22 protein-coding genes and 1 tRNA gene are annotated in these 20,358 nt (G+C 66.4%); 15 read left to right on the top strand and 8 right to left on the bottom strand.

Features of this window, described 5'->3' with window-relative positions; all coding sequences use genetic code 11:
* Positions 1-63 precede the first annotated feature (63 nt).
* The 3 genes from ABQF13_RS08080 to ABQF13_RS08070 are packed head-to-tail and all read left to right on the top strand — an operon-like array spanning position 64 to position 3,046.
* On the top strand, positions 64-852 hold the full coding sequence (locus ABQF13_RS08080; protein ID WP_448392212.1) for an alpha/beta fold hydrolase: 789 nt from the start codon (positions 64-66) through the stop codon (positions 850-852).
* Entirely contained in the window at positions 849-2,498 is a 1,650-nt protein-coding gene (gene menD / locus ABQF13_RS08075; protein WP_448392211.1) for a 2-succinyl-5-enolpyruvyl-6-hydroxy-3-cyclohexene-1-carboxylic-acid synthase, read from the top strand. Before ABQF13_RS08080 ends, menD begins: the two co-directional genes overlap by 4 nt.
* Positions 2,499-2,527: 29 nt before the next feature.
* Positions 2,528-3,046, top strand: coding sequence for a DUF3592 domain-containing protein (locus ABQF13_RS08070; RefSeq protein WP_448392664.1), 519 nt, complete (start codon positions 2,528-2,530; stop codon positions 3,044-3,046).
* On the opposite strand, the gene ABQF13_RS08065 is transcribed toward ABQF13_RS08070, so the two are convergent.
* Positions 3,033-3,704: a DsbA family protein gene (locus tag ABQF13_RS08065; RefSeq protein WP_448392210.1), complete on the bottom strand. Its 672-nt coding sequence runs from the start codon at positions 3,702-3,704 to the stop codon at positions 3,033-3,035. The genes ABQF13_RS08070 and ABQF13_RS08065 overlap by 14 nt on opposite strands.
* Before the next feature lie 108 nt (positions 3,705-3,812).
* Here ABQF13_RS08065 and ABQF13_RS08060 point away from each other — a divergent pair, with 108 nt between their 5' ends.
* The 3 genes from ABQF13_RS08060 (at position 3,813) to ABQF13_RS08050 (ending at position 7,516) form a co-directional block, all read left to right on the top strand.
* On the top strand, positions 3,813-4,940 hold the full coding sequence (locus ABQF13_RS08060) for a glycosyltransferase family 4 protein (RefSeq protein WP_448392209.1): 1,128 nt from the start codon (positions 3,813-3,815) through the stop codon (positions 4,938-4,940).
* Between the two features lie 42 nt (positions 4,941-4,982).
* Positions 4,983-5,669: a demethylmenaquinone methyltransferase gene (locus tag ABQF13_RS08055; protein WP_448392208.1), complete on the top strand. Its 687-nt coding sequence runs from the start codon at positions 4,983-4,985 to the stop codon at positions 5,667-5,669.
* Positions 5,670-5,737: 68 nt separating this feature from the next.
* The gene (locus ABQF13_RS08050; protein ID WP_448392207.1) at positions 5,738-7,516 is read left to right on the top strand and encodes a hydroxysqualene dehydroxylase; all 1,779 of its coding nucleotides are present in this window, start codon (positions 5,738-5,740) and stop codon (positions 7,514-7,516) included.
* Between the two features lie 12 nt (positions 7,517-7,528).
* Here the strand turns inward: ABQF13_RS08050 and ABQF13_RS08045 are convergent, their stop codons facing one another.
* The 3 genes from ABQF13_RS08045 to menJ form a co-directional block, all read right to left on the bottom strand.
* Positions 7,529-7,744, bottom strand: coding sequence for a hypothetical protein (locus ABQF13_RS08045; RefSeq protein WP_448392206.1), 216 nt, complete (start codon positions 7,742-7,744; stop codon positions 7,529-7,531).
* 94 nt (positions 7,745-7,838) lie between these two features.
* A complete protein-coding gene (locus ABQF13_RS08040; RefSeq protein WP_448392205.1) occupies positions 7,839-8,279 on the bottom strand; it encodes a GAF domain-containing protein in 441 nt (146 codons plus the stop codon).
* Entirely contained in the window at positions 8,279-9,508 is a 1,230-nt protein-coding gene (gene menJ / locus ABQF13_RS08035) for a menaquinone reductase MenJ (protein WP_448392663.1), read from the bottom strand. Before menJ ends, ABQF13_RS08040 begins: the two co-directional genes overlap by 1 nt.
* Positions 9,509-9,520: 12 nt before the next feature.
* Here menJ and grcC1 point away from each other — a divergent pair, with 12 nt between their 5' ends.
* Together grcC1 and htpX are read left to right on the top strand one after the other, a co-directional pair.
* Positions 9,521-10,528, top strand: a complete 1,008-nt coding sequence (grcC1, locus tag ABQF13_RS08030) for a nonaprenyl/(2E,6E)-farnesyl/geranylgeranyl diphosphat synthase (protein ID WP_448392204.1) — start codon at positions 9,521-9,523, stop codon at positions 10,526-10,528.
* A gap of 84 nt (positions 10,529-10,612) precedes the next feature.
* A complete protein-coding gene (htpX, locus tag ABQF13_RS08025; protein WP_448392203.1) occupies positions 10,613-11,503 on the top strand; it encodes a zinc metalloprotease HtpX in 891 nt (296 codons plus the stop codon).
* Here htpX and ABQF13_RS08020 read toward each other — a convergent pair.
* Complete coding sequence (locus tag ABQF13_RS08020; RefSeq protein ID WP_448392202.1) at positions 11,497-11,970, bottom strand: nitroreductase family deazaflavin-dependent oxidoreductase; 474 nt, start codon at positions 11,968-11,970, stop codon at positions 11,497-11,499. The genes htpX and ABQF13_RS08020 overlap by 7 nt on opposite strands.
* 100 nt (positions 11,971-12,070) lie before the next feature.
* Between ABQF13_RS08020 and ABQF13_RS08015 the strand changes: the two genes are divergently transcribed.
* Positions 12,071-12,643: a hypothetical protein gene (locus tag ABQF13_RS08015; RefSeq protein ID WP_448392201.1), complete on the top strand. Its 573-nt coding sequence runs from the start codon at positions 12,071-12,073 to the stop codon at positions 12,641-12,643.
* A 76-nt stretch (positions 12,644-12,719) separates the two neighbouring features.
* On the opposite strand, the gene ABQF13_RS08010 is transcribed toward ABQF13_RS08015, so the two are convergent.
* Entirely contained in the window at positions 12,720-13,745 is a 1,026-nt protein-coding gene (locus tag ABQF13_RS08010; RefSeq protein WP_448392662.1) for an NAD(P)H-dependent glycerol-3-phosphate dehydrogenase, read from the bottom strand.
* Between the two features lie 106 nt (positions 13,746-13,851).
* Between ABQF13_RS08010 and ABQF13_RS08005 the strand changes: the two genes are divergently transcribed.
* Positions 13,852-14,109, top strand: coding sequence for a ribbon-helix-helix protein, CopG family (locus ABQF13_RS08005; RefSeq protein ID WP_448392200.1), 258 nt, complete (start codon positions 13,852-13,854; stop codon positions 14,107-14,109).
* Positions 14,096-14,533 (top strand): type II toxin-antitoxin system VapC family toxin, encoded by a 438-nt coding sequence (locus tag ABQF13_RS08000; protein ID WP_448392199.1) that lies wholly within the window; start codon positions 14,096-14,098, stop codon positions 14,531-14,533. The genes ABQF13_RS08005 and ABQF13_RS08000 overlap by 14 nt, the downstream gene beginning before the upstream one ends.
* Here the strand turns inward: ABQF13_RS08000 and ABQF13_RS07995 are convergent.
* The gene (locus tag ABQF13_RS07995) at positions 14,524-15,015 is read right to left on the bottom strand and encodes a YajQ family cyclic di-GMP-binding protein (RefSeq protein WP_064414076.1); all 492 of its coding nucleotides are present in this window, start codon (positions 15,013-15,015) and stop codon (positions 14,524-14,526) included. The genes ABQF13_RS08000 and ABQF13_RS07995 overlap by 10 nt on opposite strands.
* A gap of 119 nt (positions 15,016-15,134) precedes the next feature.
* On the opposite strand from ABQF13_RS07995, the gene ABQF13_RS07990 reads away from it, so the two are divergent.
* The 4 genes from ABQF13_RS07990 to ABQF13_RS07975 all read left to right on the top strand — a co-directional run bounded on the left by ABQF13_RS07990 (position 15,135) and on the right by ABQF13_RS07975 (position 18,286).
* Positions 15,135-15,220 (top strand) — tRNA-Tyr (locus ABQF13_RS07990).
* A gap of 1,001 nt (positions 15,221-16,221) precedes the next feature.
* The gene (locus tag ABQF13_RS07985) at positions 16,222-16,347 is read left to right on the top strand and encodes a hypothetical protein (protein WP_448392198.1); all 126 of its coding nucleotides are present in this window, start codon (positions 16,222-16,224) and stop codon (positions 16,345-16,347) included.
* On the top strand, positions 16,344-16,697 hold the full coding sequence (locus ABQF13_RS07980; RefSeq protein WP_448392197.1) for a hypothetical protein: 354 nt from the start codon (positions 16,344-16,346) through the stop codon (positions 16,695-16,697). Before ABQF13_RS07985 ends, ABQF13_RS07980 begins: the two co-directional genes overlap by 4 nt.
* 935 nt (positions 16,698-17,632) lie before the next feature.
* Complete coding sequence (locus ABQF13_RS07975) at positions 17,633-18,286, top strand: DUF6308 family protein (protein WP_448392196.1); 654 nt, start codon at positions 17,633-17,635, stop codon at positions 18,284-18,286.
* 872 nt (positions 18,287-19,158) lie between these two features.
* On the opposite strand, the gene ABQF13_RS07970 is transcribed toward ABQF13_RS07975, so the two are convergent.
* Positions 19,159-20,340 (bottom strand): endonuclease/exonuclease/phosphatase family protein, encoded by a 1,182-nt coding sequence (locus tag ABQF13_RS07970; protein WP_448392195.1) that lies wholly within the window; start codon positions 20,338-20,340, stop codon positions 19,159-19,161.
* Positions 20,341-20,358: the final 18 nt, after the last annotated feature.

Raw genomic sequence — 20,358 nt, 5'->3', positions numbered from 1 at the left:
CCCGCCACGGGCCATTTCCGCGCCGAAATCACCGCGAAACCGCCACCAAGTACCGTCGTCAGCGTGAATCTGGCCTACGACGACCGCGGTAGCGGTCCCGCTGTGGTGTTCATCGCCGGTCGCGGTGGCGCCGGCCGAACCTGGCATCTGCATCAGGTCCCCGAGTTCCAGCGGGCCGGTTATCGCTGCATCACCTTCGACAACCGTGGCGTGGGCGCCACCGAACAAGCCAGCGGCTTCACCATCGAGACGATGGTGGCCGACACCGCGGCGCTGATCGAGAAACTCGACGCCGCGCCGGCCCGCATCGTGGGGGTGTCGATGGGCTCGTTCATCGCCCAGGAACTCATGGTGTCGCGCCCCGAACTGGTCGACCGCGCGGTGCTGATGGCCACCCGCGGCCGCGCGGACCGCACCCGCGAGTTCTTCCGCGACGCCGAGCGCGAGCTCAACGAGGCCGGCATCAATCTGCCACCCAGCTACGACGCCAAAATCCGCCTGCTGGAAAGCTTTTCACCGAAGACACTCAACGACGACGCGAAGGTCCGCGACTGGATCGACATGTTCATGATGTGGCCGACCAAGCCCACCCCGGGACTGCGGGCCCAGATCGGCGTCGCGCCGGAGGGCAACCGGCTGCTCGCGTACCGCACCATCACGACGCCCACCCTGGTCATCGGGTTCGGCGACGACGTCGTGCTGCCGCCGCATCTGGGCCGTGAGGTGGCCGACGCCATCCCCAACGGCCGTTACCTGGAGATCCCCGACGCCGGCCACCTGGGCTTCATCGAGCAGCCGCAGGCGGTCAACGAAGCGGTGCTGGAGTTCTTCGCCGATAGTCTGGAGTCGTGAACCCATCGACCGCGCAGGCCCGCGTGGTCGTCGACGAACTGATTCGCGGCGGCGTACGCGACGTCGTGTTGTGCCCCGGCTCGCGTAACGCACCGTTGGCGTTCGCCCTGCACGACGCCGACCGGGCCGGCCGCATCCGATTGCACGTGCGCATCGACGAGCGCACGGCCGGCTACCTGGCGATCGGGTTGGCCGTCGCCGAGCAGGCGCCGGTGTGTGTGGCGATGACGTCGGGCACCGCGGTGGCCAACCTGGGCCCGGCCGTGGTGGAGGCCAACTACGCGCGGGTGCCGCTGATCGTGCTGAGCGCCAACCGGCCCTACGAGCTGCTGGGTACCGGCGCCAACCAGACCTTCGAGCAGCTCGGCTACTTCGGTACCCAGGTGCGCGAATCGATCAGCCTGGGCCTCGCTGAGGAGGCGACCGACCGGATGGCCGAACTCAACGCGCAGTGGCGCTCGGCGACGTGTCGAGTGCTCGTGGCGGCCAAAGGTTCCCGCTCAGCCAACGCGGGGCCCGTGCAGTTCGACATCCCGCTGCGGGAACCGCTGGTGCCCGACGCGTTCGAGGGGCGGGCCAGTGGTGCGTACGCGCCCGACGGTCGGCCCGGCGGCAAGCCGTGGACCCACACCCCGCCCGTCACGTTCGATCAGCCGCTGGACATCGACCTCACGCCAGACACCGTCGTCATCGCCGGCCACGGCGCGGGCGAGCATCCCAACCTGGCCGAGCTGCCGACCGTCGCCGAGCCGACGGCGCCGCCTGCCGCCAACCCGCTGCATCCGCTGGCGTTGCCGCTGATCCACCCGAAGCAGGTCATCATGTTGGGCCGCCCGACGCTGCACCGGCCGGTCTCCGCGTTGTTGGCCGATCCGTCGGTGCCGGTCTACGCGTTGACGACGGGTCCACGCTGGCCCGACGTATCGGGAAACTCGCAGGCCACCGGCACCCGCGCCGTCACCACCGGCGCACCGCACCCGGGCTGGCTGAAGCGTTGTAAGGAGTTCAACCGGCACGCCGTCGATGCGGTACACGGCCAGCTCGCGGCGCACCCGTTGACGACCGGGCTGCACGTGGCCGCCGCGGTGGCCGACGCGCTGCGACCGGGGGATCAGCTGGTGCTGGGCGCGTCGAACCCGGTGCGCGACGCGGCGCTGGCGGGGCTGAACACCCACGGCATCAAGGTGCGCTCCAACCGCGGCGTGGCCGGCATCGACGGCACGGTGTCCACGGCGATCGGGGCGGCGCTGGCGCACGAACGGGCCACCGCAGGCGGCCGCACTATCGCGTTGATCGGCGACCTGACCTTCGTGCACGACAGCTCCGGTCTGTTGATCGGGCCGACCGAGCCGACGCCGCGGCAGCTGACCATCGTGGTGTCCAACGACAACGGCGGCGGCATCTTCGAACTCCTCGAGCAGGGCGATCCGCGGTTCTCCGATGTGTCGTCGCGGATCTTCGGTACCCCGCACGACGTGGACGTCGGCGCGTTGTGCCGGGCCTATCACGTGGACAGTCGCCAGCTCGAGGTCGACGAGCTGGCCGATGCGCTCGACGAACCGTTCGACGGGATGCGGGTGCTGGAGGTGAAGGCGGACCGGTCCTCGTTGCGGGCGTTGCACGCGTCGATCAAGGCGGCGCTGTGAACCTCGGCCGGCTGCGGCATCCGATCACGTTGCTGCACAGCGTGTTTCCGAACTTGTCGGCGGACCCGAACGGGTCGCGGACCCAGCGGGTGTTTCGCCGGATCCGCATCGGCATCGTGATCGTGGCGTGCCTGGTGACGCTGCAGTCGGTGCTGATGGTGTTGGGCGCATGGCGCAACGACCGTCAGATCGAGCGGCATATGGGGGTGGCGGAGGCCGAGGTGCTGAGCGCGGGGCCGCGGCGCTCGACGATCGAGTTCGTGACGCCGGACCGGGTTACGTATCGGCCGGAGTTGGGGGTGCTGTACCCGTCGGAGTTGGAGGCGGGGATGCGGATCTATGTCGAATACGACCTGAACGACCCGGATCTGGTGCGGGTGCAGGACCGCGACGCGTCGCTGGCGATCATCCCGGCCGGTTCGATCGCGGTGGTGGGCTGGCTGATCGCGGGCGTGGCGTTGGCGGGCTCCAGCCTGGCCCAGCGCCGCCTCACCCAGCGCGCAGGACGGGTCGATCTCGACGCAGGAGTAAAGCTCACGACTGGATGAGCTTTTCCAGCCAGTCGTCGTCGTAGATGTCGAGGCGCTCGTCGTTGACCAGGTCGTAGACCGTCGGGGTACCGGTGCTCAGCGGGTCGATCTGAACCAGGTACCCGAAGTTCGTCACCTCCATATCGGCGATGTTCACGGCCGACCCGCCGGTGCCGACCCGACTGGCGACGCGGTCGGCAAGCCCTGCTTCCCTTGCCATCTCAGCCATCTCATCGTCGCTCGGACCCGAGCCCCCGGATCCTTGATGCGCCCACAGCTCCTCGACGAACCGCTGGTACGCCGCGCCCGTGGCCTCCGGGTCCGCCGCCAGAAACAGCGCGTTGCTCACCCGCGCCGAGTACCCGTCGGCCACCGTGTCCAGAAACGTCAGCGGACGGTAGGTAACCTGCAACCGCCCGACGGCGATGTAGTAGGCGAGCTGATCGCCGAAGTCGGCCTGCAGGTCGGCGCAGTGCGTGCACTGCGGCTCGGTGAAGATTTCGATGTGCGCCCGCGCGTTGTCGAACCCGGCGACGACGCCGTAGCCGTCCGCGCTCAACTCGACGGGCGGCTTGTCCGGGTCGGGCTGCGCGATGCCGGCGATGTGTCGGGTGCAGCCCGCGGCGACCAGCATCACCCCGAGCGCCAGCACCGCCAGGATCCGCGATATCCGCATGTCAACCGCCTTTCCAGTGGGCACCCTACTCGACAAAACCACCAGGTCTTCGCCCGCCGTACCCCGTGCTGCAACCTTGCCGACAACCTCCGCTGACACCCTTTCGGTGTGCGCGTTGCCATCGTCGCAGAGTCCTTCCTCCCCAACGTCAACGGCGTCACGAACTCGGTGCTCCGGGTGCTCGAGCATCTGCGCCGCACCGGTCACGAAGCCCTCGTCATCGCTCCGGACACCCCGCGCGGCCAACCCCCCGCCGAACGGGTGCACGACGGGATCCGCGTGCACCGGGTGCCGTCACGCATGTTCCCCGCGATCAACTCGCTGCCGCTCGGCGTGCCGCGGCCCCGGATGCTCGCTGTCCTGCGCGGATTCGACCCCGACGTCGTGCATCTGGCGTCACCGGCGCTACTCGGCTACGGCGGCCTGCAGGCCGCACGCCATCTCGGGGTGCCGACCGTCGCGGTATTCCAAACCGACATCGCCGGTTTCGCGCAGAGCTACGGCGTCGGCTTCGCCGCGCGCGCCGCGTGGGCGTGGACGCGGCACCTGCACAGCCGCGCCGACCGCACCCTGGCGCCATCGACAGCAGCCGTGGAAAACCTGACAGCACACCGTATTCCGCGGGTGCACACGTGGGCGCGCGGTGTCGACATCACCGGGTTCGTACCGTCTGCGCGCGACGACGAACTGCGCCGCCGGTGGTCACCGCTCGGCAGGCCCATCGTCGGGTTCGTGGGCCGGCTGGCCCCGGAAAAGCACGTCGAGCGTCTGGCGCCGCTGGCCGTCCGCGACGATCTGCAACTCGTGATCGTCGGCGACGGCATCGACCGCGCTAAACTCCAACACACGCTTCCCACAGCGGTTTTCACCGGCGCACTGTACGGAACCGATCTCGCCACGGCCTACGCGTCGATGGACGTGTTCGTCCACCCCGGTGAACACGAGACGTTCTGCCAGGCCGTGCAGGAGGCGATGGCGTCTGGGGTGCCGGTCGTCGCGCCGAACGCCGGCGGGCCGCGCGACCTGGTGGCGCCCTACCGCACCGGGTTGCTGCTGACCGTCGACGAGTTCGCAACCAAGCTGCCCGCGGCCGTCGACCATCTGATCGCCGAACGCGCCCGCTATTCGGTGGCCGCGCGGCGCAGCGTGCTGGGCCGCACCTGGCCGGCCATCTGCGACCAACTAATCGACCACTACGACGACGTGATCGGCCGGCGCCGACTCAAAGCCGCGTAACGCTGATCCCTGTGCCTCGGGGTTACCGGTAGCGTCGACGCGGTGAGCCGCGCGACGCTGGACAAAGACCCGCACGACGTCGCATCGATGTTCGATGCGGTCGCGCGCCGCTACGACCTGACCAACACCGTGCTGTCGCTGGGCCAGGACCGGTTCTGGCGGCGGGCGACGCGCGCGGCGCTGCGGATCGGGCCCGGCGACAAGGTGCTCGACCTGGCGGCGGGCACCGCGGTGTCGACGGTGGAGTTGGCGGCCTCGGGCGCGTGGTGTGTGGCCGCCGATTTCAGCGTCGGGATGCTGGCCGCCGGTCAGCGGCGCGACGTGCCCAAGGTGGCTGGCGACGCGACCCGACTACCGTTCGCCGACGGTGTTTTCGACGCGGTGACCATCAGCTTCGGGCTGCGCAACGTGGTCGACCACGCCGCGGGGCTGCGCGAGACGGCGCGGGTGACCCGCCCCGGCGGCCGGCTGGTGGTCTGTGAGTTCGCCACGCCGACGAACCGGTTGTTCGCGACGGCCTACAAGGAGTACCTCATGCAGGCTCTGCCGCGGATCGCCCGCGCGGTGTCGTCGAATCCGGAAGCCTACGTTTACCTCGCCGAGTCGATCCGCGCGTGGCCCGACCAGCAGGGACTGGCGCGCGAGATTGCCGAGGCCGGATGGTCCTCGGTCCGATGGCGCAACCTGACCGGCGGGATCGTCGCGCTGCACGCCGCGACCAAGCCGTAGCTGGGGCAAATCGACGCCGCACGGCGTGTCTGCCCGTCCCGAGGCAGAATCGCCATTAACTTATCGACATGTCGGGTGATGCGTCTCACACGCACCTGTCCCGCAGGACGTTCCTCGCCGGAACCGCGGCGGCGGCCGCATTGGCCTCGATGCCGCCGCGGGCCAGGGCACAGTCCGGCAAGACGGTCGCGGTGTTCGGCGCGGGCATCGCCGGGTTGACCGCCGCGCACGAACTCGTCGACCGCGGCTACCAGGTCACCGTCTACGAACGCAAGGAACTCGGCGGCAAGGCCCGCTCGATACCGGTCCCGGACTCCGGCGCCACCCCGTTACCCGCCGAACACGGCTTCCGGTTCTTCCCCGGTTTCTACAAGAACGTCACCAACACGATGCGCCGAGTCCCGTTCCCCGGCAACCGAAACGGTACCTGGGACAACTTGACCCGCGCGACGTCGTATCTGCATTCCGGGATGGGCCGCGCGGATCTGACTGTGCCGCTGCCGCTTCCGCTACCGACGATCCCCAACCCGATCACCCCCGAGGTGTTCATCGAATCGGTCACCGCGGTGTTCGAGACGTTGTTCCGGCTGCCGCCGTTGGAGGCGGTCTACGCCGCGCAGAAGCTCGCGGTCTATGTCACCAGCAGCACCGAACGCAAACTCGGGCAGTGGGAGCACATGACGTGGGAGGACTACATCGGGGCGAACCGAAAGTCCCGCGAATACAACCGCTACCTCGCCGACGGCATCATCCGCAACCTGGCCGCCTCCAAATCCAAAGACGCGAGCGCCCATTCGATCGGGCTGGTCGGTGAAGCCTCGGTCTGGTCCATCCTGATGTTCGGAAACGACATCGACGGCAAGGGTTTTGACCGCGTGCTCAACGGCCCGACGAGCTCGCAGTGGCTGGACCCGTGGATCGAGCACCTGCGCGACCAAGGGGTGCAGTTCCGCGTCGGTCAGGCGTTGGCGCGGTTCACCCCCAACGGCAGGCACATCGAATCGGCCACCGTGGTCAACCAGGGCGGCATCCCGCAACCCGTCGTCGCCGATTGGTACATCTCGGCCGTGCCGTGCGAGAAGCTCGCCACCGTCTTGACCTCCGACGTCATCGAAGCCGACCCGCAACTGGCCAACATCGCGCTGCTGCGCACCGAGTGGATGAACGGCCTGATGTTCTACCTCAAGGAACGGGTCGACGTCACCACGGGCCACGTCAACTACGTCGACACCGGCTGGGCGATCACGTCGATCAGCCAGGAACAGTTCTGGAAGAAGAGCCTCACCGAATACGGCGACGGCACCGTCAAAGACTGTATGTCGGCGATCATCTCGGACTGGACGACCCCGGGTAACTTCAACGGCAAAAGCGCGCGCGACTGCACGCCCGCGGAGGTCGCCCGCGAGGCGTGGCAACAGATCAAGGCCCACCTCAACGACACCGGCAAGGTCGTCGATGACGACATGCTGCATTCGTGGTTCCTCGACCCGGCGATCATCGACACGGGCACACCGGATGTGCGCAACGACGAACCGCTGTTCATCCAGGACCCCGGTTCGTGGCATCGTCGACCGAACGCGGTGACGGGAATCGACAACCTGTTTCTGGCGGGCGACTGGGTCAAGACCGACCAGAACGTCACCACGATGGAAGGCGCTAACGAGGGCGGGCGCTACGCGGCCAACGGCGTGCTGCAGGCGTCGGGCTACTCCGGGCAGATGGTCAAGATCGTCGAGTTGTTCCAGGCGCCCTGGTGGGGTCCGTTCAAGGAACTCGACCGGGGTCGTTACCGCTCGGGTCTGCCGCATGTGCTCGACATCTTCGACACCCGCTGGCCGTCCAGATAGCCCAGGTGGAGGCTAGCCGAAGTTCTGAATGTTGTTGGGCGCCAATATGACTTCGCCCGTGGCCTGCTGCGGCGGGATGCGTGGTTGGTCACCGAGCCGTTCGCACACACCGACGTAGGTCACGTTCTGACACGGACCCGAGGGCGCCGCGGCGGCGACGCCTGCTGAACCCACGGCCGCCGCGATGGCGAACGCGCCGAGTGCCGCCCGAATCCTCAGACCCCGCATCGTGGTTCCTCCCTCGATGCATTGACAAACGCCGCCGCACCCAAGAGTAATCCCAGAGCCAGCCCGTGAACAGTTCTGCTAGCTGGGCTTACAGTTAGCTCGGCTCGACAACGCCTGCGTCCCAAGCGTGTTGAGACTGCGCGCCGACGTCGCGGTCGTGGGTCTGCTGAAAGTTGCGTCCGCCGCGTGCGAAGGTGGCGACGACGGCGGCGGGCACCGCGGATTCGGGCAGCGGCCGCGACAGCCACCGGCATGGGCGCACATGCACAAGATCGACTGCCGCCCCGTCGCCGTCGTAGAAGTACGGCCCGTCGATGCGGCCCAGCCAGTACAGGCCGTCGGCGTCGCGCGTCCATACGAACGCGCCGTCCGCGACGTCGGCGAACCGGTCGACGCGGCGCTGCAGCCGCTCATCCGCACCGGCCTCACCGAAGCCCACGAGGCCCAACGCCAACGCGCGCTCGACCGCTGCCGCCGCGTCGAAATCGTCGTTGCGCGAACGCATCGGCGCGCGGTAGACGGCCGGTGTACCCATCAGGAAAACGGGGGTCGTTCGTCGATGCGTCGCGACACCTTTCCTGCCGCCCGCCAGACCCGGGCGATCCAGTCCTCATCCTCATCGGTGACGAAGTTGCCCATCACCCGCACCGCGACCGTCATCAAGAAGTCCGATCTCATCGCCACCGGACCCGCCAGCGGCAGGAAGCGCGGAATCGTCAGCAACAGCGCCAGCCGTCGCGCCACCGAGAACCCGCGCGCGTAGTGCGCCGACAGCACCGCGGGCCACGCCGCGGTCAGATCACCGGAGCCCAGCAGGTCGGCCGCCAGCCGACCGGTCTGCAGCCCGTAGTCGATGCCCTCACCGTTGAGCGGGTTGACGCACGCGGCCGCATCGCCGATCAGCATCCAGTTCGGCCCGGCCACCCCGGACACCGCGCCGCCCATCGGCAACAGCGCCGACAGCCCGGCCCGCGGTTCGCCGGTGAAGCCCCACTCGTCGCGGCGCAGCCCGGCGTAGTAGGACATCAGCGGTCGCAGCGCGGCGTCGGCGGGGCGTTTGGCCGTCGCGAGCGCCCCGACGCCGATGTTCACCTCGCCGTTGCCCAGCGGGAAGATCCAGCCGTATCCGGGCAGCACCGCACCCTCGGGTGAGCGCAGTTCCAGGTGCGACGTGATCCACGGCTCGCTGGCCCGCGGCGTGCCGATGTAGCCGCGGATCGCCACGCCGTACACGGTTTCCTTGTGCCACTGCCTGCCGAGCACCCGGCCCAACGTCGAGCGTGCGCCGTCGGCGACGATCAGCTCGCGACAGCCGATCGACGCCCCGGAGTCCAGCCGCACCTCCGATACCCGTCCAGCCGAATCATGAGTGACACCAATGGCTTTCACGCCCAACATCATCTTGGCCCCCTCGTCGACGGCCACCATGCGGATGCGGTCGTCGAGCTCGGTGCGCGGGACCGCGCTGGAGGTCGCCGGGAACGACGGCCCCGGCCACTCGATTTCGACGTCGGCGCCAAAGCCCGCCATCCGCAGCCCGCGGTGGCGCACCCGGCCGTCTAGCCACGAACCCAGTCCCAGCCGGCCCATCTCCTGTACGGCGCGCGGGGTCAGGCCGTCGCCGCAGGACTTGTCGCGCGGGAACTGGGCGGAGTCGATCACCACCACGTCACGTCCGGCGCGGCACGCCCATGCGGCAGCCGCCGATCCGGCGGGTCCGGCACCCACCACCACCACGTCGGCTCGCGAATCCATGGTTCCCAGTATGTTGGCTGTGTGAGAACCCCAGCGAGCGTGGTGGCGGGAGTGGACTTCGGCGACCCCGCGTTCGCGCGGGACGTACGCGACGGCGTGGCCCGCGTCGAGGACTTGATGGCCGCTGAGCTGGGCAAAGCCGACGAGCTGATGTCCGAGGCCGTCCAACACCTGTTCCGGGCGGGCGGTAAACGGTTCCGTCCGCTGTTCACGGTGCTGTCGGCGCGGCTGGGTCCGGACCCCGACGCATGGCAAGTGACGGTCGCCGGCGCCGTCATCGAGCTCGTGCACCTGGCGACGCTGTATCACGACGACGTGATGGACGACGCGCAGATCCGCCGCGGCGCGCCGAGTGCGAACGCCCGCTGGAGCAACAACATCGCGATCCTGGCCGGCGACTACCTGTTCGCGACGGCCTCGCGTCTGGTCAGCCGGCTGGGCCCGGAGGCGGTACGCGTCATCGCCGACACCTTCGCCCAGCTGGTCACCGGCCAGATGCGCGAAACCCGCGGCGCCGCCGACCACGTCGACTCCGTCGACCACTACCTCAAGGTGGTCTACGAGAAGACCGCCTGCCTGATCGCGGCCTCCGGCCGGTTCGGGGCGACGTTCTCCGGCGCCGACGACGAGCAGATCGAGCGGCTTTCCCGCCTGGGCGGAATCGTCGGCACCGCGTTCCAGATTTCCGACGACATCATCGACATCGACAGCGACCCCGACGAATCCGGCAAATTGCCCGGCACCGATCTGCGCGAAGGGGTGCACACCCTTCCGGTGCTCTACGCGCTGCGTGAAACCGGCCCCGACGTCGAGCGGCTGCGCGAGCTGCTTTCCCGGCCGGTCGACAACGACGACGACCTGGCCGAGGCGTTGCGGTTGCTGCGCAGGTCACCGGGTATGGCGCGGGCCAAAGAGACCGTCGCGCAGTATGCCGAGAAGGCCGAAGACGAGCTCAACCGGCTGCCCGATGGTCCCGGCCGCGAAGCGCTCGCGACGCTGGTGCACTACACCGTGCATCGGCACGGCTAGGACGTCTGGAACCGGGGGCGTCGGCTCAGCGTTATGTCAACGAAGACCCAGTTCCACTAGAGCCCCAAGCAGGAGGAATCCGCGATGACGTGGAACCCGCACGCCAACAGGGTCAAGACGTTCCTGTTGTTGGCGCTGTTCTCCGGGCTGATCGTCGGCGTCGGCGCGATGTTCGGCCGCAACATCATGTTTCTGGCCGTGCTGTTCGCCGTCGGGATGAACGTCTACGTCTACTTCAACAGCGACAAGCTCGCGCTGCGGGCCATGCACGCCCAGCCGGTCAGCGAGATGCAGGCACCGATGATGTACCGCATCGTGCGCGAGCTCGCGACCGCGGCGCGTCAGCCGATGCCGCGGCTGTACATCAGCGATACCGCGGCCCCGAACGCCTTCGCGACGGGCCGCAACCCGCGCAACGCGGCGGTGTGCTGTACGACGGGCATTCTGGCCGTCCTCAACGAACGTGAGCTTCGTGCGGTGCTCGGCCATGAGCTGTCCCACGTCTACAACCGCGACATCCTGATCTCGTGTGTGGCCGGGGCGATGGCGTCGGTGATCACCGCGCTGGCCAACCTCGCCTTCTTCGCGACCATGTTCGGCGGTAACCGTGGCGGAGGCGCCAATCCCTTTGCGATCCTGCTGGTTTCGCTGCTGGGCCCGATCGCGGCGACGGTGATCCGGCTGGCGGTATCGCGGTCGCGGGAGTATCAGGCCGACCAGTCCGGTGCCGAGCTGACGGGTGATCCGCTGGCGTTGGCCAGCGCGCTGCGCAAGATCAGCGCGGGGGTGGAGCAGGCGCCGTTGCCGCCCGACCCGAAGCTCGCCGATCAGGCGCACCTGATGATCGCCAACCCGTTCCGCGCCGGGGAGAAGATCGGCAAGCTGTTCTCCACGCACCCGCCGATGGAGGACCGGATCCGGCGGCTCGAGGAGATGGCCGGTCCCGGTCACCACAGAGGCCCCGGCCTCTACTGAGGCGTCAGGCGCAACTCGACCATCGGCAACGCGGTGTTCTCGGTTTCGATCGGGGCGCCAAGGGTTTGCTCGAGGACGGGTTTCATCGTGTCCCAGGCACGGCGGTGACGGCTGATGTAGCGGCCGAGCGCGGCGTCTGCCTCGCTGGTGCTCAGCACCCGCGCCGTCGCGGGGACGGATCTGCGGGTGCCGGACGACACGCGAACGTTCGGGTTCGCCTCGATGTTGCGGTACCACTGCGCGCGGGTGCCGAAGCCGGAGGCGACGACGTACGTGTCGGGGTCGGGATGGTCGAGCACCTCGAGCACCACGTAGCGCCGAAGCCCTGATCGACGGCCGATGTGCTCGAGCTGCAGGATGCGCGAGCCGAGCAGAAACCCCAGCCGAGCCTTGTAGACCCAGATCGGGGCACGCATCAAGGCCCGCGACCGCAATACCGCGTCACCCGCTTTGGCCAACTTGGACATCGGCAAAGTCTAGTGACTTGGGCGCGCTAGCGGACGCTGGCGGGGTGTGAGCGCGCCGAAATCGCGTAACGACAGGTGGCCGTGAGCCGATGTTCCCGGTATGCGAGCCGCCCCCTCACGCCTTACTGTGTGGACTGTGCTGAATAGAGTTCTGGTCGGTGCCCTCGGTGCAGGCGCGGCGCTGGCCGCTGCCTCGGGCGTCGCTGCGGCGCAGCCGCCGTCGCCGCCGCCGGCTCCGCCTGCACCCGACGTCAACGCCTACGCACCGGTGAAGCTTTCCGATTACGCGGTGATGGACGGCAGCTGGTATGCGTTCCGCACCCCCGACGGGCTGACCTGTGTGCTGCAGCGCAGCGGCGGATACGGCTGCAACGGCGCGATCCCGGCCGCACCAAACGGAGCGAACTTCGTCAGCGGCGGGCCGGGAGCGCCCGGGTTCGCCAACGCCGACGCCTCGGTGTTCGGCTTCGTCGGCGAGGTGAAACCTCTTCCGGCCGGTTCGCGGATCAGCTTCCAGACGGTCAGCTGCGGCAGCGACGGTTCGGTGACGACGTGCGCCGACAGCCGCAACCAGTCTGGGTTCGTGCTCAGCCCGGCGGGCAGCTACATCATCAACGATGGCCGCAGTCCGCTGCTGGAACGGCCCGAGGGCACCAACCCGTACTTCAACTAGCGCCTTTTTTGCGCCGAGCGCACGGTTGTGTACGTAAACGTCGAGTAGACCCGTCACAAACCGTACGCTCGGTGGACTAGAAGCCGGCGCCGTGCACCTCGTGGCCCGGCTTCTCGACCATCAGCCCGCGGTAGGCCTGCTCGACGCTTGAGCCGTGGTTGACCACCCCGTCGACCTCACGCGCGATCGGCATCGACAGCCCGTAGTCGTTACAGAACTCCATGACGACGCTGGCGGCCTTCACACCCTCGGCGACCTGGTTCATCGACGCGATGATCTCCTCGAGCGGCTTGCCCGCGCCGAGCTGCTCGCCGACGTGGCGGTTACGGCTGCGCTGCGATGTGCACGTGACGATGAGGTCGCCCATCCCGGCCAGACCCGCGAAGGTGTCGCGGTGTCCGCCCATCGCCTCGCCGAGCTTCGACATCTCGCGCACCGCGCGCGACATCACCATCGCGCGCGTATTCTCGCCGATGCCAAGCGAATAGCCCATGCCGACCGCAATCGCGTAGACGTTCTTCAGTGCGCCTGCCATCTCCACGCCGACGACATCGTCGGTGGTGTAGGTGCGAAACCGCTTGGTGCGAAACAGTTGTGCCAAATTCGCCGCGAGCTGCTGGTCGGGCATCGCGAGCACCGCAGCGGCGGCATATCCCTCGGCCACCTCGCGAGCGATGTTGGGTCCGGCCAGGATTCCGGCCGGATGCCCGGGCAGCACGTCGGCGACGATCTGGCTCATCCGGTAGTTGGTGCCCTGCTCGAGCCCCTTGACCAACGACACCACCGGCACCCACGGCCGCAGTTCCTTGGCCAACTCGGTCAGCACCGCGCGGAAGCCGTGTGAGGGCACGCCCATCACGATGACGTCGGCGCACGACGCCGCCTCGGAGAAGTCCGTCGTGGCCTTCAGCGACTCCGGCAACTCCACCTCGTTGCCGAGATATTTGGTGTTGCGGTGGTTGTCGTTGATGTCGTCGGCGGTCTCCTGCGAGCGCACCCATTGCAGCGTCGGGCCGCGCCGCGCGCAGATGGACGCCACGGTGGTGCCCCAGGAGCCCCCACCGAGAACGACGACCTTGGGTACACGTTTCTCAGGTGCCATGCCGATCAGGTTAGAGCCGGTGATCAGCAGCGAGGGTCGGTTTGCCAAGGTCGCAGTCGTCATCTTGTGACATCTTGATGACACAGCCTAATGCTAAGATGCTGCTATGCGAACGACCATCCGCATCGACGACGATCTCTACCGAAAGGTGAAGGAGAAAGCCGCACGATCGGGGCGTACGGTCGCTGCGGTTCTGGAGGACGCGGTGCGACGCGGTCTCGAGCCGCCGCAGCGCCGGGGTGCACGCGGTTACAAGATCAGGCCCACCGGGCGGGGCGGGCTGCGAGCCGGTGTGGACCTCTCGTCGAACGCCGCAACCGCCGAAACGCTGGACGAAGGTGCGTCGTTAGATGATCTGCGTTGACATCAATGTATTGCTTTATGCCCACCGCGCAGATCTGCCCGAACACCCGGACTACCGGCCACTTTTCGAGCGGTTGGCGAACGGTGAGGAACCGGTCGGCGTGCCCGATATTGTGCTCAGCGGCTTCGTGAGGGCTATCACCGATCGCCGAGTCTTCACCGAACCGACCCGCCCGGAGGTGGCGTGGGAGGCCGTCGAAGGGTTACTCGACGCACCCGCGGTGATGCAGCTTCGAGCAGGCGAACGACATTGGACATTGTTTCGCCAACTTGCCGATGAGATCGACGCCCGGAGCAACGACATCGCGGACGCCTACCTCGGTGCTTACGCCCTGGAACACAATGCGACGTGGGTGAGCGCGGACCGCGGCTTCGCTCGGTTCAACCGATTGCGGTGGCGTCACCCGCTGGAGCTCTACCGGTAGTTGACGAACTGCAGCGCGACGTCGAGGTCGGCCTTCTTGAGCATGGCGATGACGGCCTGCAGATCGTCGCGCTTCTTCGACGAGACCCGCACTTCGTCGCCCTGGATTTGGGCTTTGACGCCCTTGGGGCCCTCGTCGCGGATGAGCTTGGTGATCTTTTTGGCGTTCTCGCTGTCGATGCCCTGCTTGATGGTGCCGCTGACCTTGTAGGTCTTACCCGAGGCCTGCGGTTCGCCGACGTCGAAGGACTTCATCGAGATGTCGCGGCGCACCAGCTTTTCCTTGAACACGTCGATCGCGGCCTTGACGCGTTCCTCGGTCGAGCTGGTGATCGTGATGGTCTCCTCGCCCTGCCAGGCGATGGAGGTGTCGGTGCCGCGGAAGTCGAAGCGGGTGGCCAGCTCCTTGGCGGCCTGGTTCAGGGCGTTGTCGACTTCCTGGCGGTCGACCTTGCTGACGACGTCGAACGATGAATCCGCCATGGGATCGATCCTCCTTGATGGTCGGGTGACGGTCAGGTGCCGTTTTCGTCTTCAGCCCATCCTCGTTGTACCCTGCTAGTCGCACCAAACCGGGTCAGCCCGGAGGTGCACCACACCCAGGCAGGTTGCCCGAGCGGCCAATGGGAGCGGACTGTAAATCCGTCGGCGAAAGCCTACAGAGGTTCGAATCCTCTACCTGCCACCAGTATCACCGCTGGTCAGATCCTGTTCTTGCTCGAAGTCTTGACGGACAGGTGCGGCTCAGTCCGCGGTTGGTCCGCAGTAGATTGCGCGGTGACATGGAATGCGTTCGCCACGGCGTCGAGCTTGGCGGGGTAAAGGTTGCCGTACCGGTCCAGCGTCACACCGCCGACTTATAGCCAAGCAGAGACATATTCACCGAATCACAGGCACGAAGCAGAGGCAAAGACAGACGGGGTCCTGCCGCCTGCGGTGGGGCCCCGTCTGAAACGTCCCTCGCGGTGACGCGCGAAACGGGCTCGAGAGGCAGAGTCACTGCTCGTCGCCGAGAAGACAACGCTCCTGCCCATAAGCTCGTCTAACAACAGCAAAAAATCTGCCCGGTCCGGGATAGCGGCTTTGTCCGCACGCCTCTTCGGTGACGACTACGGGTGCGAGCGTGCGGACCCCGCCGAGGAAGCGCGCGTCGTCGAGCTCGCACCAAGTCAACGAGATTCAAGCGACCATCAGCCAGGAGCAAGGACAAGAAGCGCGGCGAACCGACACTTATCACCTCATGTTTCTGTTCAACCGACTACACGATGAGGCGTCGTGTCGCACGAGCGAGGCCGAAAAGACGTTCTCGAAGCGCAGAGTGCGTCTCTCGGAACTGGCAACGGAGCGGTAATCGTCGTCAACAAACGGCGCGCAGTAGTCTCGGCGCTCGCGCTCCAGAAGTCGGCCCGCAACGGCTGACAGCGGAACAGGGTTCAAGCCGAGCCCGTTCGTCAAGTCATCGCGGCTCCGCACAGAGCTGCCCACGTGATTGAAGGGCGCCACGCCGAAGCGCCAAGTACCGCCAAGTCCCGCGCAAGTCCCGCGTCACCCCTGTGGTCCAGGACCTGTGAATGTTGCCTGTGACAACTCGAGCCCGAGCAGCGCGTCGCGTAGCTCGGCAGTGATCAGGAGCGTGTGCCGGACTCCCGTCTGCATCGTGCGTAACCACATTGACAAGGCCGGTTCGAGATGACTTCCGTGAAGCTCGGCACCCAGGCAATCGGCGCTGCCGGAGAACTTCTGGTGCAGTACCAACTGCTCAAACTGGGCATCGACAGTGCCCGCCTCACCACCGATTCCGCATCGACTTGGTGATGTATGTGCCGGGTCATCAGTCAGCAGCAACTATTCAGGTCAAAGCGAACGTCGCGCCGAAGCCGGCTGGAGGCAAGGGCAAACTGCTTGTGAGTTGGGCCTTCCCGGACGACTCTCCGGCGCAGTGGCTCGCGTGTGTCGACATGTCGTCCGACAGCGTTTGGTTGTTCCCCATCGAGACGGCCCGAAACCTCGCACAGCAGAAACACGCAAATGGAACGCGGGCGTTGTACTTCTACACCGATGAGTCAGTGGGACCGAAAGCGCTGCGCGTGAGCGACATGACCGATCACCGACTCGAAGCTGTCATAGGCAAGCTGCTCGACGGGCGGGCGAGGACGTTGCCGTGAAGACTGAGCCAATCGACTGATCGGTATCGCGGTGAGGGGCCGACAGTGCCTCTAACTTCGGCCCGTGTGTGCTCCAAGGCCGGCTGGGTCACTAAGACGGGCCAGGCCGATGAAGTTCACGATGACCACCGGGCGGGGTCGAACTGGCGCCAAACGTCGCGCGTCGGCGGTAATCTCCGACGAATGGGGGCACGTGAAGGCAAAAAGACCGCCCGGAATTACCTCGCAGCAACTGTAGGGATGTTGGTACTCCTGTCAGCCGCATTGGTCACCTCCTCGTCGGCGTCGGCGCAACCCAACCGCTGTCCGGCTCCGTCGGGACCCTCCACCGCTGCGGTGATCGGCTGTTCGTGCAATCAGGGAAGTGATCCCACCGTCACCGCAGGCGGTGCGACCGCGTACTGCAGTTACGTCGTAGGGTTGGACGTGCCGGTGGGTTTCTGGTCCTACCACGACACGAATATCTTCCTTCCTCCCGGTCCAATCGACATCAACATGTACGTCTGCCAGTCGCAGACGAACCGCTCTCCGGACGAGTGCGCGATATATCTGACGCAACCGAGTTATGCCGGAAACGGGGTGGCGCACTATTAGAAAAGTGAGATGGCCTCTAACCGCTCCGGACCGGACACAACCCGAGGGACAGCAGGGACCACACTGCGCGGATGAATTCAGGTGCCCGGCCGGTCGACTGGTCGAGTTGGGCCACCTGACGTGTTCGGTTTTCGGGAAGCGGGATATCGACCGACGCCGTGAAGGGCGCAGCCTGGCGCAGGCGCAGCGGGCAGGGTGTGGTCTCCTCGAACGCCGACTGGGCGCTTTCGTCCACTCCAAGCCCGTCTACCCGCCGGAGTACCCGCCCACCCTCATCGCCATCTCACCCTGTTCCCGGCGAAATCCGCGAAACTCCATCCCATTTCCGACTTGATCACAGAATGACCTCGGCCGTGACGAAGCAGCCACCACAGGCGGGCCGCATTGTGATCGCGGGAGAATCTATGGGGCTCGACGAAGCAGTGCAGTGCCTGGAAAGGTACCCGCTGCGCACACCAATGACTTATGACTATCCCGGCCCGGGACACCCCTTTCAAATCAGCCTGGGCGAGATAGCGCGGACCAGAGCGATTAGTTCGCGGATAAGCGCGGTCGAGGGTGAATGGTTCATCGCACTCTCCATCACCGCACCGTGGACTCCTGTCAGCGGTGATTTGCAGGATGCCGATCCCGCCGAGGTCGGCGGATTCTACGACTCGATGCTCCGCCTATACGGACACTTCGCAGGCGCGGCCCCGAAGGGCGTCGGCATCGCGAAGATCAGCAAGGTGCTGCATCTCAAGCGGCCGACGCAGTTTCCGATTCTGGACAGTCGGCTAGTACGGACCTACGCGAAGGCCGCGACGCGGGCAGCGGCGATCTACGCGAGCCGAGGCAATAGGCGGATGTACTGGGCCGCGATCAGGCTTGACCTCGAGCGTAGCGCCGACGGGCTGACCGAACTGCGCAACAGGATGGCCATCCACTCGGCCGCGCGAGTTCAGGCGATGCGGGCTGTCAGCGATCTGAGACTCCTCGACATGCTTACCTGGTGAGCTTCATCAGAAACATCAGTTCGAGCGCGAAGGAGTCCTCATCACTGCCGGCGAAATGCCGCCTGGACCGGCCATCAACGGCATGTTCAAAGTCGGCGATGGCTTCATCTCTCAGGGCACATAGTAGGCCGTCCCGGTGGAGCAGGGCGGCAGCTACGGCGGCCAGGGCGCATACACGCTATGCCGACGCCGCCTGTCAGACCGGGGCGGGGCGGATCGAAACTCAGGTCTTCTCCGGACCGCGCTACATGGTGATCGGACCTGAGTCGGTTACGTCGAGATTAAGGACCTCTCGGTCTCCTCGGTATAAGACGATTGCTGAGCACCCCGCTCAGAACCCCCAACGGGGCGTGCGTCACCTATTGCGTCATCACTGGCGTTCGTCACCGGGCGGCCGTAATTTAGACCGCCAAGGCTGAGAGGTTAAACATGAGTGAGCGCAGACGGCGAACGATGGGTGAGCGGGGTGCGGGCGCTGATCCGATCCGCGACATCAAGTACGGGTTTGAAAAGCCTTCGCCGCCCGGCGATGAGCCTGCCTGGCGGCAGCGCCAACACATGCCGTCACCCAACCAGTACGGGTATGAAAAGCCTTCGCCTCCCACTGATGAGCCTGCCTGGCGGCAACGCCAACATATGCCGTCACCCAAGGAGCGAAAGCCAAGCGGGTGGCGTTGGATGGACCGTCTGGGTTTAGTTCGGCTACGGAAGATGCTCGACTAGCAGGTGAAAGTTTCCGCCAAGCGTCGACAGTCGGCAGGTGGCGGTCGTCCATCTGTGGTTGTCATGCATGATGTGGCCCAATCAACCCGCGTGAACGCCTTAACCCGCGTGAACGCTGCAGGGATGCGTGATCATCGGCGACGGCTGACTCACCTAGCTGTGGCATCGGACGACCGAAGTCGGTCAGCGACCAGTGGTGGCAGGTCGATGATATCGATCCCACCACCTGCCTTGGCCCTCTTCCAGCGATGATCGAGATCGCGCTTGCCGAGAGAACCATCTTGTAGCACGCGTGGTCCCCATATCCTCACCTCCACCAGCACTCCGCTTGACCACTCGGCGGTGAACGACGTAGGGCGGAACGCCTGGACGAACCCTTCGCCGTTGACGCCGCACAGCATGTCGGGCAGGCTGCCTGGTTCGAGTTGAAAGCGCGTCAGTTTGTTGTCTGAAGGTCGCGCCGGTAGGTCCGGAGCGGCGGACAGTCCGCGACTCGCTGGGTCCGTGGACCGCTCTGGAATCACGGTATTCACCGCGTCCGCCTGCGATGACTCTCGTGGTGTCGGAGCAGCGGAGGAGTCGGCGCTTGAAGTCACCCGCAGATCGACGGCCATGGGGCTGTGGTCGCTGTAGGCGAGCCAATCGGTGTGAGCGCCGACTGTGACGGCGTCTATGGCTTCCGGGCGGGAAACGAACGTGTAGTCGATGTGGTAGGGCTTATCGGCGTTTCTGGTCCACCAGAGTGTCGGGTTTGGCTCTGCACCGCGTTCGCAGCCACGGGTGTGGTGATACGCGCTAACAAACCCGCGTGCTTCCAACTGGTCCATGAAGTCGCCGAACTTTGCTCGTTTGGCGGGCTTGTCCCAGCACACGGAGTTATTGAAGTCGCCGCTGATGATCACCAGATCGGCGGGGCCAGAAAGGAATTGCTCGTAGTGGTCGATGGAGGCGCGGCAAGCCCCGAGTTGCCGAGCCGATAGGTGACCGGTCCCTCGGTGATTCATGTCCCATACCGCCAGCAGTCGGATATGCCCTGGGCCGGTGACATGCACGGGCATGACCCACTGGTACCCGGGGTCGTATTCGTCGTCGATGGCTAGTTGCCATCCGTTGAAGGCGGCGACAAAGAGGCCCTTATTTTGATTGCCGCCGATCCATCTTACGGATGTCGCTCCGACCGCCTGTAGTGCGTTTTTAGCCAGGGCGGTGCCGGCGGATTCGGGCAGGACCGCGACGGTGGGGTTCAGGGGCGCCAGCAGGTGCGCCTTGGTGTGGAGCGACATGGCGACGTTCCACTCAACGAGGCGTACCGGGATTGCGTCGTTGCACATGCGGTCGAGGATGCCATC

The organism is Mycolicibacterium sp. XJ879 (genome assembly GCF_053483935.1).
This window is presented reverse-complemented; position numbering and strand designations above follow the sequence as displayed.

Coding starts and splice junctions, on each gene's coding strand:
- ABQF13_RS08065 (WP_448392210.1), bottom strand. CDS start 3,704: ATGCGGATATCGCGGATCCTGGCGGTGCTGGCGCTCGGGGTGATGCTG.
- ABQF13_RS08050 (WP_448392207.1), top strand. CDS start 5,738: ATGTCGGGTGATGCGTCTCACACGCACCTGTCCCGCAGGACGTTCCTC.
- ABQF13_RS08045 (WP_448392206.1), bottom strand. CDS start 7,744: ATGCGGGGTCTGAGGATTCGGGCGGCACTCGGCGCGTTCGCCATCGCG.
- ABQF13_RS08040 (WP_448392205.1), bottom strand. CDS start 8,279: ATGGGTACACCGGCCGTCTACCGCGCGCCGATGCGTTCGCGCAACGAC.
- htpX (WP_448392203.1), top strand. CDS start 10,613: ATGACGTGGAACCCGCACGCCAACAGGGTCAAGACGTTCCTGTTGTTG.
- ABQF13_RS08020 (WP_448392202.1), bottom strand. CDS start 11,970: ATGTCCAAGTTGGCCAAAGCGGGTGACGCGGTATTGCGGTCGCGGGCC.
- ABQF13_RS08015 (WP_448392201.1), top strand. CDS start 12,071: ATGCGAGCCGCCCCCTCACGCCTTACTGTGTGGACTGTGCTGAATAGA.
- ABQF13_RS08010 (WP_448392662.1), bottom strand. CDS start 13,745: ATGGCACCTGAGAAACGTGTACCCAAGGTCGTCGTTCTCGGTGGGGGC.
- ABQF13_RS08005 (WP_448392200.1), top strand. CDS start 13,852: ATGCGAACGACCATCCGCATCGACGACGATCTCTACCGAAAGGTGAAG.
- ABQF13_RS08000 (WP_448392199.1), top strand. CDS start 14,096: ATGATCTGCGTTGACATCAATGTATTGCTTTATGCCCACCGCGCAGAT.
- ABQF13_RS07995 (WP_064414076.1), bottom strand. CDS start 15,015: ATGGCGGATTCATCGTTCGACGTCGTCAGCAAGGTCGACCGCCAGGAA.
- ABQF13_RS07985 (WP_448392198.1), top strand. CDS start 16,222: ATGACTTCCGTGAAGCTCGGCACCCAGGCAATCGGCGCTGCCGGAGAA.
- ABQF13_RS07975 (WP_448392196.1), top strand. CDS start 17,633: ATGACCTCGGCCGTGACGAAGCAGCCACCACAGGCGGGCCGCATTGTG.
- ABQF13_RS07970 (WP_448392195.1), bottom strand. CDS start 20,340: ATGTGCAACGACGCAATCCCGGTACGCCTCGTTGAGTGGAACGTCGCC.